The 18,330-nt window shown below is 57.4% G+C and carries 20 protein-coding genes; 10 read left to right on the top strand and 10 right to left on the bottom strand.

The genetic code is table 11. The features are described from left to right. Positions 1–196 precede the first annotated feature (196 nt). Complete coding sequence (locus PGY33_RS03380; protein WP_118360219.1) at positions 197–1,078, top strand: helix-turn-helix transcriptional regulator; 882 nt, start codon at positions 197–199, stop codon at positions 1,076–1,078. Between the two features lie 1,062 nt (positions 1,079–2,140). Here the strand turns inward: PGY33_RS03380 and PGY33_RS03375 are convergent. Both PGY33_RS03375 and rlmB read right to left on the bottom strand, forming a co-directional pair. After that, on the bottom strand, positions 2,141–4,348 hold the full coding sequence (locus PGY33_RS03375) for a hypothetical protein (RefSeq protein ID WP_118478591.1): 2,208 nt from the start codon (positions 4,346–4,348) through the stop codon (positions 2,141–2,143). 13 nt (positions 4,349–4,361) lie between these two features. Continuing rightward, a complete protein-coding gene (gene rlmB / locus PGY33_RS03370) occupies positions 4,362–5,135 on the bottom strand; it encodes a 23S rRNA (guanosine(2251)-2'-O)-methyltransferase RlmB (RefSeq protein ID WP_117555164.1) in 774 nt (257 codons plus the stop codon). A 234-nt stretch (positions 5,136–5,369) separates the two neighbouring features. Here rlmB and PGY33_RS03365 point away from each other — a divergent pair, with 234 nt between their 5' ends. Beyond that, entirely contained in the window at positions 5,370–5,930 is a 561-nt protein-coding gene (locus tag PGY33_RS03365) for a coiled-coil domain-containing protein (protein WP_270477368.1), read from the top strand. 47 nt (positions 5,931–5,977) lie between these two features. On the opposite strand, the gene PGY33_RS03360 is transcribed toward PGY33_RS03365, so the two are convergent. Further along, entirely contained in the window at positions 5,978–7,075 is a 1,098-nt protein-coding gene (locus tag PGY33_RS03360; protein WP_270477366.1) for a stalk domain-containing protein, read from the bottom strand. A gap of 227 nt (positions 7,076–7,302) precedes the next feature. On the opposite strand from PGY33_RS03360, the gene PGY33_RS03355 reads away from it, so the two are divergent. Continuing rightward, the gene (locus tag PGY33_RS03355; RefSeq protein WP_118753522.1) at positions 7,303–7,797 is read left to right on the top strand and encodes an RNA polymerase sigma factor; all 495 of its coding nucleotides are present in this window, start codon (positions 7,303–7,305) and stop codon (positions 7,795–7,797) included. Next, the gene (locus tag PGY33_RS03350) at positions 7,784–8,782 is read left to right on the top strand and encodes a hypothetical protein (RefSeq protein ID WP_270477364.1); all 999 of its coding nucleotides are present in this window, start codon (positions 7,784–7,786) and stop codon (positions 8,780–8,782) included. Before PGY33_RS03355 ends, PGY33_RS03350 begins: the two co-directional genes overlap by 14 nt. A gap of 45 nt (positions 8,783–8,827) precedes the next feature. On the opposite strand, the gene PGY33_RS03345 is transcribed toward PGY33_RS03350, so the two are convergent. From PGY33_RS03345 to PGY33_RS03335, 3 genes are all read right to left on the bottom strand, one after another. Continuing rightward, positions 8,828–9,343, bottom strand: coding sequence for an HD domain-containing protein (locus PGY33_RS03345; RefSeq protein ID WP_119195173.1), 516 nt, complete (start codon positions 9,341–9,343; stop codon positions 8,828–8,830). 105 nt (positions 9,344–9,448) lie between these two features. After that, positions 9,449–9,904 carry a GNAT family N-acetyltransferase gene (locus PGY33_RS03340; protein WP_118285100.1) on the bottom strand — a complete coding sequence of 152 codons (456 nt, stop codon included), beginning with the start codon at positions 9,902–9,904 and terminating at the stop codon, positions 9,449–9,451. A 222-nt stretch (positions 9,905–10,126) separates the two neighbouring features. Continuing rightward, positions 10,127–11,392, bottom strand: a complete 1,266-nt coding sequence (locus tag PGY33_RS03335; protein WP_270477360.1) for an O-acetylhomoserine aminocarboxypropyltransferase/cysteine synthase family protein — start codon at positions 11,390–11,392, stop codon at positions 10,127–10,129. 142 nt (positions 11,393–11,534) lie between these two features. Here PGY33_RS03335 and PGY33_RS03330 point away from each other — a divergent pair, with 142 nt between their 5' ends. From PGY33_RS03330 to PGY33_RS03305, 6 genes are all read left to right on the top strand, one after another. Beyond that, the gene (locus tag PGY33_RS03330) at positions 11,535–12,035 is read left to right on the top strand and encodes a hypothetical protein (RefSeq protein WP_118478576.1); all 501 of its coding nucleotides are present in this window, start codon (positions 11,535–11,537) and stop codon (positions 12,033–12,035) included. 45 nt (positions 12,036–12,080) lie between these two features. Continuing rightward, a complete protein-coding gene (locus PGY33_RS03325) occupies positions 12,081–12,287 on the top strand; it encodes a DUF896 domain-containing protein (RefSeq protein ID WP_118478574.1) in 207 nt (68 codons plus the stop codon). Continuing rightward, the gene (locus PGY33_RS03320) at positions 12,287–13,621 is read left to right on the top strand and encodes a CCA tRNA nucleotidyltransferase (protein ID WP_118478572.1); all 1,335 of its coding nucleotides are present in this window, start codon (positions 12,287–12,289) and stop codon (positions 13,619–13,621) included. The genes PGY33_RS03325 and PGY33_RS03320 overlap by 1 nt, the downstream gene beginning before the upstream one ends. Continuing rightward, a complete protein-coding gene (locus tag PGY33_RS03315; protein ID WP_110437317.1) occupies positions 13,611–14,180 on the top strand; it encodes a hydrolase in 570 nt (189 codons plus the stop codon). Before PGY33_RS03320 ends, PGY33_RS03315 begins: the two co-directional genes overlap by 11 nt. 2 nt (positions 14,181–14,182) lie before the next feature. Further along, entirely contained in the window at positions 14,183–14,584 is a 402-nt protein-coding gene (locus tag PGY33_RS03310; RefSeq protein WP_110437318.1) for a secondary thiamine-phosphate synthase enzyme YjbQ, read from the top strand. 65 nt (positions 14,585–14,649) lie between these two features. Next, a complete protein-coding gene (locus PGY33_RS03305; protein ID WP_118285105.1) occupies positions 14,650–15,192 on the top strand; it encodes a nitroreductase family protein in 543 nt (180 codons plus the stop codon). A gap of 1,044 nt (positions 15,193–16,236) precedes the next feature. Here PGY33_RS03305 and PGY33_RS03300 read toward each other — a convergent pair. The 4 genes from PGY33_RS03300 to PGY33_RS03285 all read right to left on the bottom strand — a co-directional run bounded on the left by PGY33_RS03300 (position 16,237) and on the right by PGY33_RS03285 (position 18,322). Next, on the bottom strand, positions 16,237–16,611 hold the full coding sequence (locus PGY33_RS03300; protein ID WP_270477355.1) for a hypothetical protein: 375 nt from the start codon (positions 16,609–16,611) through the stop codon (positions 16,237–16,239). Next, the gene (locus PGY33_RS03295) at positions 16,611–16,913 is read right to left on the bottom strand and encodes a DUF2089 family protein (RefSeq protein WP_110437322.1); all 303 of its coding nucleotides are present in this window, start codon (positions 16,911–16,913) and stop codon (positions 16,611–16,613) included. The genes PGY33_RS03300 and PGY33_RS03295 overlap by 1 nt, the downstream gene beginning before the upstream one ends. 138 nt (positions 16,914–17,051) lie before the next feature. Continuing rightward, the gene (locus PGY33_RS03290) at positions 17,052–17,546 is read right to left on the bottom strand and encodes a GNAT family N-acetyltransferase (protein ID WP_270477353.1); all 495 of its coding nucleotides are present in this window, start codon (positions 17,544–17,546) and stop codon (positions 17,052–17,054) included. 2 nt (positions 17,547–17,548) lie between these two features. Further along, positions 17,549–18,322 carry an alpha/beta hydrolase gene (locus PGY33_RS03285; protein WP_270477351.1) on the bottom strand — a complete coding sequence of 258 codons (774 nt, stop codon included), beginning with the start codon at positions 18,320–18,322 and terminating at the stop codon, positions 17,549–17,551. Positions 18,323–18,330 lie beyond the last annotated feature (8 nt).

The raw sequence follows: 18,330 nt of genomic DNA, 5'->3' as shown, positions 1-18,330 counted from the left end.
AGCACAAAAATCCGAGTGGATTTTCTCGCAAATGATACAACAAAAATACGATTGGTTTGTGTCGCACTCTTGCCTTCCCTTCCTTTTTCATCTATAATTATAGCAGATATTCAAAGGATTGCTTGCAATTTCTTCAGCAGTAATAACACGATTTTAAGGTATGCACGCAGCGTGTGCATCAGAAAGGATTTTCGCCATGGATGCAGCCCGCCGAGAGAAAAAAGAGCACGGCACACTTGCGTTTCCGTTCCAGATCTACCCCGCGCTGGACGGCAGCGAAGCCGATGACAGCGATTTCATCCCCTATCACTGGCACCCGGAACTGGAAATCATCACGGTGGACGCGGGCCACGTTTCGCTCACCATCGCTGACCACACCTACGAGGGCACGCACGGCGATGTGTTCTTCGCCGCCGGTGAGGAATTGCACGAAATTCGTGCCGCCGGACGGGAGAACCAGTTCCGCTCGTTCGTATTTGCGGCGGATTTCCTGCAGTTTTCGCGTGCCGACCAGAGCGAATTCGCGCTGCTGTCGCCGCTCGCCGAGGGACGGCTGCGGTTCGGCACCTGCATTCGCGCCGGTGAACCCGGGCAGAGTGAAATCCGTGCGCTGCTCGCACAGATCGTGCGCGCGTGGCAAGTGCAGGCGCCCGGCTGTCAGCTTGCCGTGAAAGCCGCGCTGCTCGGCATTGTGGCCGTGTGCGCGCAGTACGGGCGGCTGGTCGGACATCAAATGCGCCCGGGCGCGGACTACAAGGCGCAGCAGCTTAAGGAGATCGTCGGCTACCTCGGTGAGCATTTCACCGAACCGCTCTCGCTGCCGGCGGTTGCAGCAGAATTTGGGCTTTCACCGCAGTATTTCAGCACCTTTTTCCGGGATAATTTCGGAAGGACATTCACCCAGCATATCAATTCCCTGCGGATCGAGCAGGCGGCGCGTCTGCTCCGTGAGACCGATCTGCCGGTCATGGAGGTCGGGTTTCGCGTCGGATTTGATAATTTCAGCTACTTTATCAAGCGGTTTCGGCTTGTGTATGGCGTTTCGCCGTCGCATTATCGGAAAAACAGTTTAACTTAAACACGAGATTTGTTTTCTGCACCGGCTGACCGGAGTGCTCGAACTGCGTCAGCGTGTTCGCCCTAACGGGGCGGCTCCTTTTCTGCACCGATTGTGCGGGGTACGCGAACTGCGTTAGCGGGTTCGCCCTTTCCGGGCGGGGAGTTTTTCGCTGAACCTCAGCAGGGATTCGCCGTCTGCGGACGGCGGGAGCATCGCGGCGCCCGCCGCGGGGGCAAAAAGGAAGGACAACCTGCGGTTTTCCTTCCTCTTTGGACTCCTACCTTTCCCTTGCTTCCTAATCTGGCGCAAATTTCCTATGTGTGACCGCTCCGAAAAGGAGTACGGCAGAGGATTTTTTCTACCGTATCTTTCGCAACCTGTTCGCAGGGTCAGATACATTACTGCTACACATATGGGTTCATCTAAGCAGGCGCGACATAACAGTGTCGCGCAATTTTTTTGCGCGTTATACCGGAAGGCACCTGCGAATTTAGGTGTTTGGTACAATTTATCCTCGCAGGTGCTGTCTATCATAACGCGCTAACGAGTTGCGCGGCACTGCTATGCCGCGCCTGCGAAGACTTTCCGGTCTGTGTAGCAGTAATTTATCTGACGCTGCGAATATGTCGGGACATGGGAGCACACTGTGCTCCCCTACGGAAGAAAAAATCCTCTGCCGTTCCCCTATTTTCGCAGCGGTCACATGTCGGCAATCTACGCCAGGCTAAGAAATAAAAGGAAGTGGGAGTTAAGAGGGTAGAAACCTTGGTGTCTACCCTCTTGCCCCGCCGCGGGGCGCGGCTAATCCCCTCGCTGAGGTTCAGCGAAAAACTCTCCGCCCGTTAGGGGCGAACCCGCCTGCGGCAGTTCGAGTACCCCGCTCAGCCGATGCAGAAAAGGAGCAGCCCGGATAGGGCGAACACGCCAACGGCAGTTCGAGTACCCCGCTCAGCCGGTGCAGAGAAAAAGGCTGCCGCCCGGACAGGGCGAACCCGCTGACGCAGTTCGTGTGCCCCGCCTAATTACTGCCAACAGATGTAAAAAACCTCCGTATGAACCATACGGAGGTTTTTCTATGTCTTATCTCGTCTGCTGGGTAATAATAAACACCGGAATGTACCAAATAAGCTGATACAGCAGAATATTCATCACCGGAAGCGCGTCTGCGGCGTTCTGGTACAGCAGGTAGAACACGATCAGCATACCGAGCAGGCCGGCGAACGTGCCGAGCGTCAGCGCCGAGCGGACGGCGCCCGCCAGCTTATCCGCGCCGCGGAGCACCTGCATGAACGGACCGGCACCCTCGCGGGTGAGGATAGCTGCCGGTGCATCGCCCTTGGCGTAATTCGGATTCAGCAGACGATCCACGCCTGTCGGATCCGGCTGGTCGGCAAAGCCGCGTCGAAGGTCAAACTCCTCCTCAATCATCGCCGGGGAGATATTGAAATCACGAACAGCGAGGACCGCATTCATGTGCATGCGGCGCATGAGGCGCATCGCCTTATAGGTATTCTTGGTGGTCTGGTAACGCATGGTCAGCACGCCTGCGAGCGCGTTATCCACAACCAGATACATGTTAATCTGACCCTTATGGCCGGATTCGATCGGAACGCCCATCTTGACCATGAGCGCCGCCGTGCCGAGCACGATACGGCTGGTGCCGACAGCGCCGGTTACACCGCCCTCGACCAGACGCACGTCACGCGCGGTAAAGGTGATGCCGAAGCGCTCCTTCGTGGTATCAGTCAGCACACGGCCCAGTTCCAGACCGGCGGATTCGGTCAGCGCAGCTGCACAGCCGAGAATCTGCTCGTCCGTGATACGGCCCAGATTGTCGATGGCCTCAAGCTCGATCGAGCCGGTCGGGAACAGATCGTTCTCGAGCAGCATGACCTTCTCCGTGCCGCGCAGCAGGTTGGCCTGACGCGCACCCGCAATGGCTGCACCCGAGCGCAGCAGGCGGCTTGCGGTATTCTTGTAGCTTGCGCCGAACGCGCACAGCAGACCGATCGGCGCGGACACCGACAGGATTGCCGAGAACGCCCAGAAGAAGCGCACCGGCTCGCCGCAGTTGAACGAAGCGACCAGCGACAGGATGATTGCGAGCGCCAGTGCAATCGGCGTGTAGATGAGCGAGAAGCGGTCAACCGTGTCCGGGCGCTCGATCTCGGTCAGGAACGAGCTTGCATCGTACAGCGGGCACTTGACGGCATTGCACGCATCAATCTCGCTGTCGTAGTGGCTGTAAACCGCCAGCGGCTGCTCCGCCTCGCAGACGGCACGATAGGAACGCGCCTGTGCCAGACTGCGGCCGCGTGCCTCACGCATTTCGGCGTAAAGCAGAAGGATGGAAACCGCCGTGTACGGTACGGCAACGCCGCCCTGATCCGGAAATACCAGCAGAGAGGCGCAGTGCAGCAGCGATGCCAGTTCCGCAAACGACACGAGCGTGCCGCGTGCCGGACGGCCGTGCAGCAGCGAGGAAAAGCCGTTGCCGAACACGTCAATACCGATCAGCAGCGCCAGAATCTGCAGGGCAGCCAGTGCGCCGATGCCGATGGTCGGGTTCTGCAGAATATCGAGCACGACCGGAAGCGGCAGCGCCTCAAAGCTCGGTGCAAAGCTGAGATACGCGGCAGCTGCGGCAAGGAGCAGCACCAGCAGCGACCGGAACGACAGAATGCCCGAACGGCGGCGTGCCGCGTGCATAGCCGCCTCCGGATCGACCAGCTTGATGTCCTCCTCTTCCTCAGCCTGATCGGCAGCAATGCGTGCCGCTCTTGCCTGCTTGCGCGAGATGCTCGCCTTGCGGCTTGCTTCCTCGGCGGCGGCTTCTTCCACGATCTCCTGCTGCTCGGCAGCCTGCTCGGCGGCTTCCTTTTCTGCCAGCTTGGCCTCGCGGCGTGCCTGCCGCTCGGCGATCTTCTGCACGGTCCTGCGCTCGCGCTCTGCCATTTTCTGCTCGCGCGCCGCGATGCGCGCTTCGCGCGCTTCTTCAACAGACTCGTGTTCGGCGGCGGCTGCGGTCTCTGCGGCCTTCTTTGCCGTTTTATCCTTCTTATTTCTGGGAGCCGTCTTTGGCTCCTCTGCCTTGGTCTCTGCCGCCGGTGCGGGCTGCGGCTCGACCGGCTTTTCCGGCTCTGCCGTTATCTTTGGCTCTGCCGCCTTTGCGGGCGCCTGACCGGACACCTCGGCGATGATGGAATCCAGATCAAATTCATCGGTATCCGGTACGTCGCTGAGCATATTTTTCAGCGATTCCAGATCCATATCGTCTTTTCTATCCATGTTCACTTCCCCCTTAATTGCCCTGTGTGCGTCGGCGAAGCGCCTCAAACAGCAGCACAGCCGCCGCGTTGGATGCGTTCAGCGAGTTGACACGGCCTCTCATCGGGATGCTGACGATGTAGTCGCACTTGTCGCGGGTCAGGCGGCTGAGGCCCTGTCCTTCCGAGCCGATGATGATGGCGGTCGGGCGATCAAACGGTGCGTCATACAGACCGACTGTACCGTCAGCCTCTGCACCGAACAGCCATACACCGCGTTCCTTGAGTTCATCGAGCGTGGACGCAAGGTTGTTTGCCTTGTGTACGCCGACATAGGCGAGTGCGCCCGCCGCCGAACGAGCGACAGCTGCGGTCAGACCGACAGCTCTGCGCTTCGGGATGATAACGCCGTGTGCGCCTGCGGTCTCTGCCGAACGGATGATGGCACCCAGATTATGCGGGTCCTCGATGCCGTCGCAGACAACGATGAGCGGCACCTCACTGCGCTCCTCGGCGACGCGGAAAATATCGTCGAGCGAGACGTACTCCTGTGCCGCCGCCTGTGCGATAACGCCCTGATGGTTGCCGGTCGGGCTCATGCCGTCCAGCTTGCGCCGGTCGCAGGTGACGACCGGAACATGATGCCTGCGCGCTTCTGCCGCCACATCACCGATGTGTGCGCCTTCGGCCACAAACACCTTATCCACTGCACGGCCTGCGCGCAGCGTTTCGAGGACGGCGTTGCGTCCCTCGATCAGCGTGCCGTCATCCTCAACCGGAGGACGGCGTCTGTTTTTTTCATATGCCATAAATTTTTACGCTCCAAAATGAGAAATAACTTTGCATATCCTCAGATACTTTCAGTTAGTTCCATTATACACACTTCCCGACTGTTTTTCAATGTTAGACACGAAAATTATACAAACATCGCCGCAAAAGTGCTGCCATACGTTCGACAGATATCGACAATTCGCTCTGCCGCATTTACACAGCCAGATTTTAGGCGATACAATGAAACCGGACTGAAAGGAGCGAGGACATCTATGGATGGCAAAAAATTTGACAAAAACACGCTGAAAACACTTGCAATCGCGGCCTCTCTGCTGCTGAACTGCATTTTAGGCGGTGCATCGTACACCTATTATCATCATCTGGCGGAGCAGATGAACGAGACCGCTTCCCTGCAGTCGCAGGTAAGCCATCTGGAAGGCTCGGTTTCCGACCTGCAGGCGCAGGCGGACGAATCCCAGCCGACCATTGACAGTTTGAAAGCGCAGGTGGCTTCGCTCACCGAGGAGAAGAACGGCCTGCAGACGCAGGTGGACACACTCACGAGCCAGAAGGCGGATTTACAGAAACAGGTAGATACGCTCAAAGCAGGTGCATCGAGCGGTTCGTCCTCCGGCGGTTCCTCGAGTGACAGTTCGTCCGTCCCGGCAGCTTACAGCAGCTCGGACGACCAGAGCGAGACCGTTTACGTCACGGACACCGGCTCCAAATATCACAGTGCCGGCTGCCGGTATTTGAAGAAAAGCCAGATTCCAATGTCGCTTTCCGAAGCCAAGCGGCAGGGTTACACCGCCTGCTCGGTCTGCGGCGGATAACATGAAAAAGAAGCTGAGATTTTGTCTCAGCTTCTTTTGTTTGCCTGTTAAAACAGTCTGTCCATATTCTGACGCAGCATGCGAACCATACGTTCGCAGTCAAGCATGGTATCATCCGCGCCGAACATAACGGCGGTCTGATCGACTACGCTCGTATTCGGGTTGCTGCTGCCGACCACGACCCGTCCGTTCTTCACGCGGTCCATCACGGTATCCGCGTTATTGATGAGGAAATCCAGTTCGTTCATCAGACTGCTGTTGTAGTAGCGGATCGGGTTGGCCTGCTCGGTCATGCCGCTGCGGATGGTCTGCGCCTTGCGCTTGATGGAATCCAGAGCCGCCATAGCAGCCGCCTTATCGGTAATCACATAGTCGGTATAGCTGCCGTTTTTCACCTCAGAATCGCAATTCTTGAACTTTTGCGTATCCGTTCGCATATCGAGCAGCTGCTTCATGAGGTTCGTCGCGTAGGTTTCCATTTCGGCGCGCTTGCTGTCCGAAAGCGGCATCCGCAGGAAGATGGCATTCACGTCGTTCTCTGCCTTGGCGCTGTACCACGTTACGTCCATGCCGGTCAGCTCACCGATGTTGCGAAGCGGCAGATAGATGGAGTTTCGGTAAAACAGCGGATAAATCGTCTCGCCCTTCTGGTTCTTGAAGGTCTGCTGTTTGCCGTCCACGAGCACCTTCACGCCCTTATCGAGCGTAGCCGTGCCGGTCGCACCGACATATTTCACGCCTTCCTTGTGGTACGCATCGTCATCCGCACATGGATAGGACTTTTCCGTAGTGCCGGACAGGAATACCGTGCGCGATGCACTGTCCCACGAGATATTTTTGCCCATCCAGCGGCCAACCGTGCGCAGCGGCATATAGGTCGAGCCGTTGTAGCTCAGCGCCGTGTAAACCGTCTTGCCGTCCTCGCTCGGGAAGGCAGCCGGAATGCCTTCTGCATAGATGTCCGCGCTCTGCGGATTGATTTTTACGGCGGTGCGAACCTGTGCCGCAGTCTGCGCTGCAGCCTGCACCCCGGCTTTGGAAATCACGGTGGTCTGCACATTTGCTGCGCCTGCGCTCATCATCAGTGCGGACGCCATCAGGCAGCCCGCGAGTGTGCCGCTTACGATTTTCTTGAACTTAGTCATAATTGCCCCTCCACATAATAAAATACAGATTTTTCTATCCATACCTATGGTATACAACAAAAATCATATTCTGTCAATCTATTTTCCTGATACTATTATAACGACCGGGAGCGCCGTTTTGTGACAACAAACCGCTAAGAATTTTTTTCAAAAAATTTGCCACAGAAAATCCCGCTCAGGCGTTGTATAATTGAATGGTATCATTTCCAACCCGAGGGGGAACCAAATTGACACAGGAGCAAATCCTCTTTTTCGAGGAATCATATACAAAGTATTACAGGATGATGGTGCAGACTGTTCTGCCCATTGTCGGCAGCCGCGATATTGCCGAGGACATTGTGGCCGACACCTTTCTCATCCTGCTGGCAAAGATAAACAGCGTGATGGAGCACGAGCAGCCGGTCAAGTGGCTGTTCCGTGTGCTGAAAAACAACGCCATCAGCGAATACCGCGCGCAGTGCAGACACGCGGCCGCGCCGCTTGAGGAAAGCATTCTGCGTGCAGCCGAACCCGAGCTGATACCGTTTTCCGGCATGCTGCCAAAGGGCTTATCCGCGTCCGAACAGCGCATTCTCACCCTGCGGCTCGCTGAGGACATGGACTATTCCACCATTTCGGAAAAACTCGGCATTTCCGAGACCGCCTGCCGCAGCCAGTACAGCCGCGCACGGCGGCACTGCGCCGAACTTATGGAAAGGAGTGACGACAATGCAGGATTCTAAGCAGATTGACGAGCTGTTCCGGCTGATGGACGCGGTTTGCGAAAACGGTGATGCGGCTCTGCCTGCGCTCGAGCAGTATTTGCAGACGCAGACGGACGCGCCGGAAATCGACACAGAAGCGTCGCTCAAAAAGTTCAAGGCCGACCATAAGGAATTTTTCGTCAAGCCGCACCGCGGGCGGCGGCTGTGCTACCGCGTTTTTGTTGTCGCGGCGGCTGTTTTCGCCGCAGGAACCGTGTTTGCGCTGGCTACCGGACACAATCCGTTCGACTATGCGGCGATGTGGGATTCCGAGACGTTCGGCTTTTTCCAGAGCGGACATGACGATTTTGAGACCACCGAGGACGGCTATACGCATTTTCCGGATGGTACATCGGCAAGCTATGAGGAAAACCATGCACCGGAAGATAGTACAGTAGAGTATGACCCGAATGCACCGCTCGGTTCGGAGGCAAACCCGATACCGGTACATGAAGAAGTAGACCCGGAATATGCAGATGTACCGGATACAGATTTGTCCGATACCAACTTAGAGAAAACCGAGTCCACTTGGAATGAAATGCACGTTATGGAGTATTTCGATATCACCAATGCGGATTTGAAAACCACTTTAGCGGAATTCGGTGTAAAACAGAAAATGGCACCTACTAAAATTCCTTCTGCGTATTCCATACCCCAAATTCAAATCACAAAAGATTATCTCTCCGATCGAGTAACTTTTGTCGGTTCTTATACCAAACCCACCGACCCTAACGGTCCTTATATTCTGGTACTCATTGAAGTTCCACTAAACGGCAGTGCCGGTGGCATCGAAAAGGACGACCGTCCGGTTATCGAATATAAAAAACCAAATGCCACATGGTACATCATGCACAATCTGGAGCAAATCAACGCGGTTGCCATGATTGACCAATATGAAGTGCTGATTTCTGCACCGCTTTCGGTAGATGAGGTAAAGGAAATCATCGACTCCATCTACGAATAACAAAAACCCGATCTCCAACAGACACAATGGAGATCGGGTGCTTTTTTATGCGAAAATTTTATGGTACGCGTGCGAGACGTAACCGCCGACAGCGGCGGTCATTTCCTTGGACGCCACGGCTTTATCCGCCACGGTGATAATCCACGCGATTCGCGTGCGCGGCATGGCCGCCAGCGGAAACATGTGCCGTGCGATGGCTTCGCACTCCCGCTCGGACAGACCGAAGGTATGCTTGGCGCGGTCGGCTGCGATGTGGCCGTGAATGAACCCGTGCATGTGGGCAATGCGGTGCACGCCGGAAAAATGGCTCAGATAGCGACGAAAGCGCTCGCCGTGCCAGTCATAGCCGAAAAAGTCATGCAGCAGCGCGGCACGGACAACCGAAGTCGTTTCGCTCTCCGACAGACGCATCAGGCGGGCGATCTGACAGGCTGCTTCCGCTACCGCAACGGAATGGTCATACACAGAGTTGTCCAGTCCGTGGTGACAGAACGTGCGAAGCTGCTGAAAACGCGGATGTGCAAGGATATCTCCCGCGTACTGCTGGATTTCACTGTCCATCGGACCCACCTTCCTTCCTTTTGATGTCTTTATTATAGTGCGCTTAGTGCACAAAATCAAGAGGTAATTTGTAACAAGTTTGTGACAAAAATACCAACAATCTGCTTAGCCGAGCGGCGGCGTGTCCAGTATCATCTGCCTGTACTCCAAATCCTCAAAGCCGAGCATGTGATAGAGGGCACTTGCCCGCACGTTGCTTTCCGTTACCTCCAGACGATAACGCGCGGCTGTGTTGTACTTTTCGTGCACCGCGGCAATAATCCTGCTGCCGATGCCCTTGCCGCGCTGCTCGTCATCCACCATGATTTCCTCCAGCCAGACGCACAGACCGCCCGCCTCGTTCGACCAGGTGAGCGCCAGCAGACAGTACGCGCACGGCTGTCCGTTCTCGTCCTCGGCAATCAGGCAGTCCGCATACGGCGTGCCGTGCAGGAGCAGCTCAAACGTGCGTTCGGCGTTCTGCTGCGGGATTTCATGGTCGCAGGCAGGCGTTTTATAGAACGCATGGCAGCGGTCGATAAAAAATTCGCGGTCGGATGCCTCGATAGAGCGAATACGCATAGTTTCCTCCTGAAAGAACAGGGCATGTCCGTTGACACACCCTGTTTTGCTGTAAAATTAAGGCAACACCGCACAATTAAAGCGGCGGTGCTTTGCGGAAATTTTGTGTCCTGACTTTGTTGCAGTTTCACGGTAATACATCAAGTATTACCGCAAAACTGTGCCTCGTCAGTACGCAAAATTTACTCGCAAATCACTCTTGTTCAATTATGCGGTATTGCCTTAAATCTGGTCAAGCGCCTGCTTGAGGTCAGCGATAATGTCCTCAACATTCTCCAGACCGACCGAAATACGCACCATGCCCGGCTCAATGCCTGCGGCAACCAGCTGCTCATCGGTCAGCTGACGGTGGGTTTCGGACGCCGGATGCAGCACGCAGGTGCGGATGTCGGCAACATGAACCTCATTGCACGCCAGCTTGAGGCTGTCCATGAACTTCATCGCCGGAGCGCGACCGCCCTTGATGTCGATGGACATAACGCCCGAGGTGCCCAGCGGCAGGTACTTCTGCGCACGCTCGTAGTGCTCGTTGCCCGGCAGTGCGGGATAGCGAACGGATGCGATCTTGTCGCTCGACTCGAGGAACTTGGCAACGGTCAGCGCGTTCTCGCAGTACTGACGCATACGCACCGGAAGGGTCTCCAGACCGAGGTTGAGCAGGAACGCCGAGTGCGCCGCCGGATAGCAGCCGAAGTCACGCATGAGCTGCATACGCGCCTTGATGATGTATGCCATCGCGCCGAACTCGCGGGTGTAGACTACGCCGTGGTAGCTTTCGTCCGGCTCGGTGAAATCCGGGAACTTGCCCGATGCCGCCCAGTCAAACTTGCCGCCGTCCACGATCACGCCGCCGCCCTGTACGGCATGGCCGTCCATGTACTTGGTGGTCGAGTGGATGACAATATCCGCGCCCCATTCGATCGGTCGGCACAGCACCGGCGTTGCGAACGTGTTGTCCACGATGAGCGGCACGTTGTTCTTGTGCGCGATGTTCGCCCACTTTTCAATGTCGAACACGGTCAGAGCGGGATTTGCAAGCGTCTCACCGAACACAGCCTTGGTGTTGGGCTTGAACAGCTTCTGCACTTCCTCCTCGCTTGCCTCTGCGTCCGCCCAGATGCACTCGATGCCGAGCTTTTTAAGCGTTACGCCGAACAGGTTGATCGTGCCGCCGTAGATGGTGGAAGCCGCGATGAAGCTGTCGCCTGCCGAGCACAGGTTGAGGATGGACAGCAGGGATGCCGCCTGACCCGAGGAAGTCAGCATCGCGCCGACGCCGCCCTCGAGGGACGCGATCTTCTTCTCTACCGCATCGCAGGTCGGGTTGGCAAAGCGCGAATAGATGCACTCCATCGGCATATCGAACAGGGACGCGATCTTTGCGGTCGAGTCAAAGCGGTAAGTGGTGGACTGCACGATCGGCATGACGCCCGGACCGCCGTTTTCCGGCTTGTAGCCTTCATGCAGGCATTTTGTTTCGATTTTCATATAGACTACCTCTTTACTATGATTTAACGTAGAAGAATCTCCACTTATTGTAGCATGCAGAAGCCTGTCGGTCAAGGCGGTTCGGTTGAACAAACAGCGATATCATGGTATGATAGAGGCAGTACGAAGGGAGGCAAACCGCATGAAGGATCTGCTCATTACCCTGCTGAATACAGCGTTCTGGGTCGGACTGCATTTCGGTACGGCTGGCGCAGTGTGCGCTCTGCCGCAGGACGTGCAGACACGGTGGTTCGACCCAAACCGGCGTTTTTTCACGGTTTCCGACTGGGAAATGCGGGTTTTCCGCAAGATCGGTCTGCCGAAATGGAAGGACCGGCTGCCGCAGTTTAATCCCGAATTTGACAAGCGGCACCTCAAATCCGGGCGGGATACGGCATACCTTGACCGTTTTCTGTTCATCACCTGCCGCGCGGAGGTGATTCATTATGTGATCGGCGTGCTCGGCTGGGTATCGCTCGTTTTTTGTCTGCTGAGCGCCGACCGGACGGCGTGGCTCATCCGGTATGCGGTCATTGCGCTTGCGATTCAGCTGGCGAATCTGCCGTTCGCGTGGATTCAGCGGTATAACCGGAAACGGCTGCTCAGCGTCCGCAAAAGGCTTTCATTACGGATAGAAATTTGATATAATATAAAGATAGCATAAGGATAATCAAGGAGATTTTGCAATATGACAGACGAAAAAATTGCACGCATCAACGCGCTTGCCAAAAAGGCCAAGACCGAAGGACTGACCGACGCGGAGAAGAAGGAGCAGCAGGAGCTCCGCGCAGAGTACGTTGCCGATTTCCGCAAGAGCCTGAAGGCACAGCTGGACCACACGGTGGTTATCAATCCGGACGGCAGCTCGTACAAGCTGAAGCAGGACAAAAAGTGATGCAGCTGCCCGAACACGCGGCACACGCCATCCGGCGATTAGAGCGTGCCGGATTTGAGGCGTGGGCGGTCGGCGGCTGCGTGCGCGACAGCCTGCGCGGCGCAGAGCCGCACGACTGGGATCTGTGTACGTCCGCCTCTCCGGCTCAGATGCAGGCCGTGTTCGCGGACGCGCGTGTGCTCACGACCGGACTCAGGCACGGCACGCTGACCGTACTCACGGACGGCGGCCCGCTCGAGATTACCACCTACCGCACGGAGGGCGGCTACTCGGACGGACGGCATCCGGACGGCGTGCGCTTTGTCACCGACATCCGTGAGGATCTGGCACGAAGAGATTTCACGGTCGGTGCAATGGCGTGGCACCCGGAACGCGGTCTGTGCGACCCGTTCGGCGGGCAAACCGACCTCAAAAACGGCGTTCTGCGCGCGGTCGGTGATGCAGACACCCGATTTCAGGAGGACGCGCTGCGCATCCTGCGCGGACTGCGGTTCGCATCCAAGCTGGGTTTTGCCATCGAGCCGGAAACCGCCGCTGCCATGCGGCGGCAGGTGCATCGCCTGGACTGCATTGCCGCCGAGCGCATCCGTGAGGAACTGACCGGTCTGCTGTGCGGCCGCTATGTGCAGCGCACGCTGATGGCTTATGCCGACCTTATCACCTCTGCCCTGCCCGAGCTCGCGCCCATGCAGGGCTGTCAGCAGCAGAATCCGCACCACCTATACGATGTGTGGGAGCACACCGTGCGCGCGGTCGGTCAGGTACCGGCCGAGCCGGTGCTCCGGTGGGCGATGCTGCTGCACGACAGCGGCAAGCCCGCCTGCAAGACCGTGGACGAGCAAGGCATCGGGCATTTCCGGGGACATCCCAGAGCGAGCCTTGCACTGTCGCGCAAGCTCCTGCCGCGGCTGCGGTTCTCAAGCGCGGACACCGAACGCATCCTCCTGCTGGTCGAGCGGCACGACACACCGCTCGGTGACAACGAAAAGCTGGTGCGGCGCAGCCTGTCGCGCATCGGAGAGGCGCGGTTCCGCGACCTGCTGGCGATCAAAAAAGGCGATGCGGTCGGTCAGGGCACCAGCCGCGACTATGTGGCGCAGCTGTTTGAGACCGAAGCGCTGCTGAACCGCGTGCTCGCGCAGGAGCAATGCTTCTCGCTGCGGCAGCTTGCCGTAAACGGAACTGATTTACAGGCGCTCGGTCTGCGCGGCAGGCCGGTCGGTGAAATGCTGCACGCCCTGCTGGATGCCGTGATAGACGGCCGAACCGACAATCGGCGGGATACGCTTCTGCGGCTTGCCCGCACCCGAATGGAGGAACAACATGTCAAATAAAGAGATTTTCATCGAAACCTACAACAAAAACATCCATCGTCCGGGCGCGGAAAAGCTGCTTGCGTGGCTTGAGGGCACGGATTTCTTCACGGCTCCCGCGTCCACGCGGTTCCATGCTGCGTATGAGGGCGGTCTGCTCGACCACTCGCTCAACGTGTACAACGTGCTGATCTCCAAGCATTTCAATCCCGAGACCGACGATCTGGAAAGCTACACCATCGTTTCGCTCCTGCACGATCTGTGCAAGGCCGGTTTCTACAAGACCGAGCTGCGCAACCGCAAAAACGATCGCGGCGAGTGGGAAAAGGTGCCGGTTTACGCAGTAGACGATCAGTTTCCGTATGGTCACGGCGAAAAATCCGTATTCCTGATCGAGCGGTTCATGCGGCTGCGCACTGAGGAGGCCATCGCCGTGCGCTGGCACATGGGCGGCTTTGACGAGTCGGTCAAGGGCGGCAGCTTCGCACTCGCGCATGCGTTCGAGAAGTACCCGCTTGCCGTAAAGCTGCATCTTTCCGATCTGGAAGCGACCTATCTGCACGAAAGCCGAGGAGAATGAGCATGAAAACCAGGGAATTTTCCATCTCGACCGATCACGAGGGCATGTACAATATCACCGCCAGATTGCGTGAAGTCATCCGCGAAAGCGGCGTGCAGAGCGGCCTTGCCGTGGTGTACTGCCCGCATACGACCGCCGGTATCACTATCAACGAAAACGCTGACCCGGATGTGCAGCACGACCTGCTGCTCGGTCTGCGCGAGGCGTTTCCCGACCGGCGCGAGTTCCGGCATGCCGAGGGCAATTCGACCGCGCACCTCAAGTGCAGCTATGTCGGCCCGAGCCAGACCGTGCTCATCGAGGACGGCAAGCCCATCCTCGGCATCTGGCAGGGCGTGTATTTCTGCGAGTTCGACGGTCCGCGCCATCGCCGCTACTATATTAAGGTAATGGCGGATAATTAACTTGCACTTGCTTTTTTGCTCTGCTATAATAAAGTCAAACATACTCTAAAAAGGAAGATATTCTCATGGAAGCACTGGAATGTATCAAAACCCGCCGAAGCATCCGCAAGTTCACCGAGCAGCCTGTGACCGAGGACGAGGTTCGTCAGGTCGTTGAAGCTGCCGCCTTTGCGCCGAGCTGGAAGAATACGCAGATCGCGCGCTACATCGTTGTGACCGACAAGGAAAAGAAGGACAAGCTGGCGGACGACTGCATGCTGGACTTCGCCTTCAACCAGAAGACCACGCACGGTGCACCGGCGCTGGTCGTGCTGACCATGATCAAGGGTCGCTCGGGCTACGAGCGCGACGGCTCGTTCAGCACCCCGCTTGCTGCCCACTGGCAGTCCTTTGACGCGGGCGTTGCCGCGCAGACCTTCTGCCTTGCCGCGCACGCGCTCGGTCTCGGCACGGTCATCATGGGCATTTACGATCCCGCCGAGGTTGCCAAGGTCGTGGAAATTCCCGAGGGTCAGGAAGTGGCCGCGCTCATCGCGCTCGGTCATCCGGCACAGGACCCGCAGGCTCCGGCGCGTAAGGATGTCGATACGCTGCTGCGATTTGAGTAAAAGTGCATACTTTGAGCACCGTGGAAGCAATTCTGCGGTGCTTTTCTTTTCTCGGCACAAGGTGACCGGGGCACACGAACTGCCGCAGGCGGGTTCGACCCTGACAGGCGGCTCCTTTTCTGCACCGGAAAGCCGGGGTGTGCGAACTGCGTTAGCGTGTTCGCCCCTGACGGGCGGCTCCTTTTCTGCACCGGCTGACCGGGGCACACGAACTGCCGCAGGCGGGTTCGCCCCTGACGGGCGGCTCCTTTTGCTGCACTGGCTGACCGGGGCACACGAACTGCCGCAGGCGCGTTCGCCCCTGACGGGCGGGGAGTTTTTCGCTGAACCTCAGCGGGGAGCTGCGCTCTGCGGAGCGCGGGGATTCGCCGCGCCCGCGGCGGGGACGACGCCGTACCCACGGCGGTGGGCAAAAAGGAAGGACAACCTGCGGTTTTCCTTCCTCTTTGAACTCCTACCTTTCCCTTGCTTCTTAATCTGGCGCAGACCAGAGACCGGCGACCGCTTCGAAAAGAGGAACGGCAGTCGGGTTACCGTTGCGTGGCTCTCTCCACCTTTTCGCAGTTCACAGATAGCATACTGCTACACAGGCGAGTTACTCTACGCAGGCGCGACATAACAGTGTCGCGCAACACTTTGGCATGTTGTAACGCACGGCACCTGCGAATTAAGCATTCGGTACAATTTATCTTCGCAGGTGCCGGGCGGTATAACGCGCAAAAAAATTGGGCGGCACTGTCATGCCGCCCTCTGCGTGGACTTAATCTTATGTGTAGCAGTACGCTGTCTGTGAACTGCGAAAAGGTGGAGAGAGCCACGCAACGGTAACCCGACTGCCGTTCCCCTATTTCGCAGCGGTCACATGTCGGCAATCTGCGCCAGACTCTCCAAGGGAAAAGGGGAGATTTACAAGAGGGTGGAAAACCGCAGGTTGTCTACCCTCTTGTACGCCCGCGCGGCGTCAGCGCACTCCCCGCCGCGGGGCGCGGCAAATCCCCGCCGTCCGCAGACGGCGAATCCCCTCGCTCAAAGTAAGCGAAAAACTCACAAATCCTGAATATTCATCTTCTCGATCTGCTTTTTGCGGTTCATCCTTCTGCGGCAGAGGAAGTAGATTACCAGCAGCACGATGGTCGGCATGGAGATAACGAGCAGCGTCAGCACCGTGTTGAGCACCGTCACGAACACGTCATACGAATCCACTCCGCCAACCGCATTGTCAGCCACCGAGGTCATCACCACATTCGTCACCACGTTCAGCAGGATGAACAGCTCACCCGAAAACGTGATGGCAGGCAGTACCAGTCCCGGCAGTTTACTCTCCCGTCTGGAAAGATAGACCTGCAAAATAATCATTGCCGCGACAAACGCGATCAGAAAAATCAGCGAAATAATTGTAGAAACCGTTGCAATCTGCATTATTTATTCCCCTCTCTCAGCTTTTTGTACTCGTTGATGAGCAGCTTCGCCGTGTCAAAATCCAGTTTGTCCTTGACCGCAAGACGCTTGATGAGCGCGATATACGGCTCCTCGTCCGCCTGCTCGCCAAGCCTGATCTTCTGGATCAGACGATCCAGACGCAGGCGCACGGTCGGGTAGGTCACGCCGTAAATGCCCGCGACCTCCTTGAGCGAACCCGACGCCAGCACGAATTTTTTGATGAACGACACGTCCTCCTCGTCCAGCGATGCAAGCCACTCCGGCATTACCTCGATTGCCACGGCTATCACTTCCTTTCATTGTAACTTCATTATAATATTAAATTATATTAAAGTCAATCTTTAATTTTATCAAAGTCCGGAAATAAAAAAACGGCACACCGGGAGATTCTCTCCGGTATGCCGTTTGCTGTTTCTTACTTACTTTTCTACTCGTTTCTGGAACGCCAGACGTTCTCCGCGCCCGTTTTCCAGTTCAATGACACCGCAATAGGTATAGCCGAGCTTGTTCAGCAGACCCTGCATGGGCTTGTTGTTCTCGTGCGTGTCGATGCGGATGTTGCCGCACTGCTCCATGCACCAGTTCATGCAGAACGAAGCCGCGCCGTGCGTGCCCTTTGCCGCCGCGATACGGTGGACAACGCCGTACGGCGCATCGTCCAGCCAGGCGCCGCCGCGAATGACGCGATAGGTCGGCTCGCCGTCGGTCGTAAACGCAAAGGTCGCTGCGATTTTGCCGTTGTCCTCGCAGACATAGCTGCGGTGCAGTGCAAGATCCTTGTCCAGCATTTCCAGCGTCGGAAACTTGTCTCCCCACTGATCGGGATTGCCGTTTTCGCGCATAAATGCCCGCGCGTCCGCAAAAATTTCCTGCATCGCCGGAAGATCCTCCGGCCGGGCGTGTCGAATCTGCATTGTTATTCCTCCTTCAGCCATTCCGCGCAGAGCGCCTGCCAGCGGTTGATATGTCGGTCGGGCACGCGCCCTTTCATCGGGTCGGCTGTCTCCAAGTCCGCGAGCGCGAGTCCGTGCACGCCGTACGGGAACAGGTGCAGCTCGTGGCTGATGTTCTCTCGGCGCAAAGCCGCCTCGAGCAGCAGTGTGTTCTCGACCGGAACGGTCGCGTCCGTCAGGGTGTGCCACAAAAACGTGCGCGGTATGTGCGCGGAAACCAGCGTTTCGAGCGAAAACCTCTGCTGTTCCGCATCATTTTCACCTGCCAGACGCACAAAGCTGCCGCGATGCGCATGCACTCCCGCCGAGACCACCGGATAGCACAACACCGCCGCATTCGGTCGGTGCGCCTGCAAATCCGTGCCCTCGGGAAACCAGTCTGCGTCGTGCCACGTCGCCGCCAGCAGTCCTGCCAGATGGGCACCCGCCGAAAATCCGCCGACCGCAATGCGGTCTGCCGCGATGCCGAGCTGTGCCGCATGTTCTCTCACCCAGGCGACAGACGCGGACAGCGTGTGCAGCGGCTTTACGCCAAGCGGCACCTCCGTGCAGTCGTACTCGAGCACGAACGCTTCCACGCCGTCCCGCGCGAATGCACGCGCGACCGGTGCGCCCTCCCGAATGGAGCAGTATTCGTAGCCGCCGCCCGGGCACAGGATGAGCGCAGGCTTATTCCATCCGGCCGGTGCCGGAAAATGCGTCAAAACGCCGTGATCGAGCCGCAAAACCTCTTTCATCGCGCACC

This window comes from Butyricicoccus sp. AF18-9LB (assembly GCF_027684505.1).
GTDB lineage: Bacteria > Bacillota > Clostridia > Oscillospirales > Butyricicoccaceae > Agathobaculum > Agathobaculum butyriciproducens.
The sequence above is the reverse complement of the archived record's forward strand: the minus strand, read 5'-3'. Positions and strand labels throughout refer to the sequence as shown.

Excerpts from the sequence above, each read along its gene's own strand:
- PGY33_RS03290 (WP_270477353.1), bottom strand. The coding sequence starts at position 17,546 with ATGCAGATTCGACACGCCCGGCCGGAGGATCTTCCGGCGATGCAGGAA.
- PGY33_RS03360 (WP_270477366.1), bottom strand. The coding sequence starts at position 7,075 with ATGACTAAGTTCAAGAAAATCGTAAGCGGCACACTCGCGGGCTGCCTG.
- PGY33_RS03335 (WP_270477360.1), bottom strand. The coding sequence starts at position 11,392 with ATGAAAATCGAAACAAAATGCCTGCATGAAGGCTACAAGCCGGAAAAC.
- PGY33_RS03330 (WP_118478576.1), top strand. The coding sequence starts at position 11,535 with ATGAAGGATCTGCTCATTACCCTGCTGAATACAGCGTTCTGGGTCGGA.
- PGY33_RS03285 (WP_270477351.1), bottom strand. The coding sequence starts at position 18,322 with ATGAAAGAGGTTTTGCGGCTCGATCACGGCGTTTTGACGCATTTTCCG.
- PGY33_RS03350 (WP_270477364.1), top strand. The coding sequence starts at position 7,784 with ATGCAGGATTCTAAGCAGATTGACGAGCTGTTCCGGCTGATGGACGCG.
- PGY33_RS03365 (WP_270477368.1), top strand. The coding sequence starts at position 5,370 with ATGGATGGCAAAAAATTTGACAAAAACACGCTGAAAACACTTGCAATC.
- PGY33_RS03345 (WP_119195173.1), bottom strand. The coding sequence starts at position 9,343 with ATGGACAGTGAAATCCAGCAGTACGCGGGAGATATCCTTGCACATCCG.
- PGY33_RS03300 (WP_270477355.1), bottom strand. The coding sequence starts at position 16,611 with ATGCAGATTGCAACGGTTTCTACAATTATTTCGCTGATTTTTCTGATC.
- PGY33_RS03325 (WP_118478574.1), top strand. The coding sequence starts at position 12,081 with ATGACAGACGAAAAAATTGCACGCATCAACGCGCTTGCCAAAAAGGCC.
- PGY33_RS03310 (WP_110437318.1), top strand. The coding sequence starts at position 14,183 with ATGAAAACCAGGGAATTTTCCATCTCGACCGATCACGAGGGCATGTAC.
- PGY33_RS03380 (WP_118360219.1), top strand. The coding sequence starts at position 197 with ATGGATGCAGCCCGCCGAGAGAAAAAAGAGCACGGCACACTTGCGTTT.
- PGY33_RS03315 (WP_110437317.1), top strand. The coding sequence starts at position 13,611 with ATGTCAAATAAAGAGATTTTCATCGAAACCTACAACAAAAACATCCAT.
- PGY33_RS03340 (WP_118285100.1), bottom strand. The coding sequence starts at position 9,904 with ATGCGTATTCGCTCTATCGAGGCATCCGACCGCGAATTTTTTATCGAC.
- rlmB (WP_117555164.1), bottom strand. The coding sequence starts at position 5,135 with ATGGCATATGAAAAAAACAGACGCCGTCCTCCGGTTGAGGATGACGGC.
- PGY33_RS03305 (WP_118285105.1), top strand. The coding sequence starts at position 14,650 with ATGGAAGCACTGGAATGTATCAAAACCCGCCGAAGCATCCGCAAGTTC.
- PGY33_RS03375 (WP_118478591.1), bottom strand. The coding sequence starts at position 4,348 with ATGGATAGAAAAGACGATATGGATCTGGAATCGCTGAAAAATATGCTC.
- PGY33_RS03320 (WP_118478572.1), top strand. The coding sequence starts at position 12,287 with ATGCAGCTGCCCGAACACGCGGCACACGCCATCCGGCGATTAGAGCGT.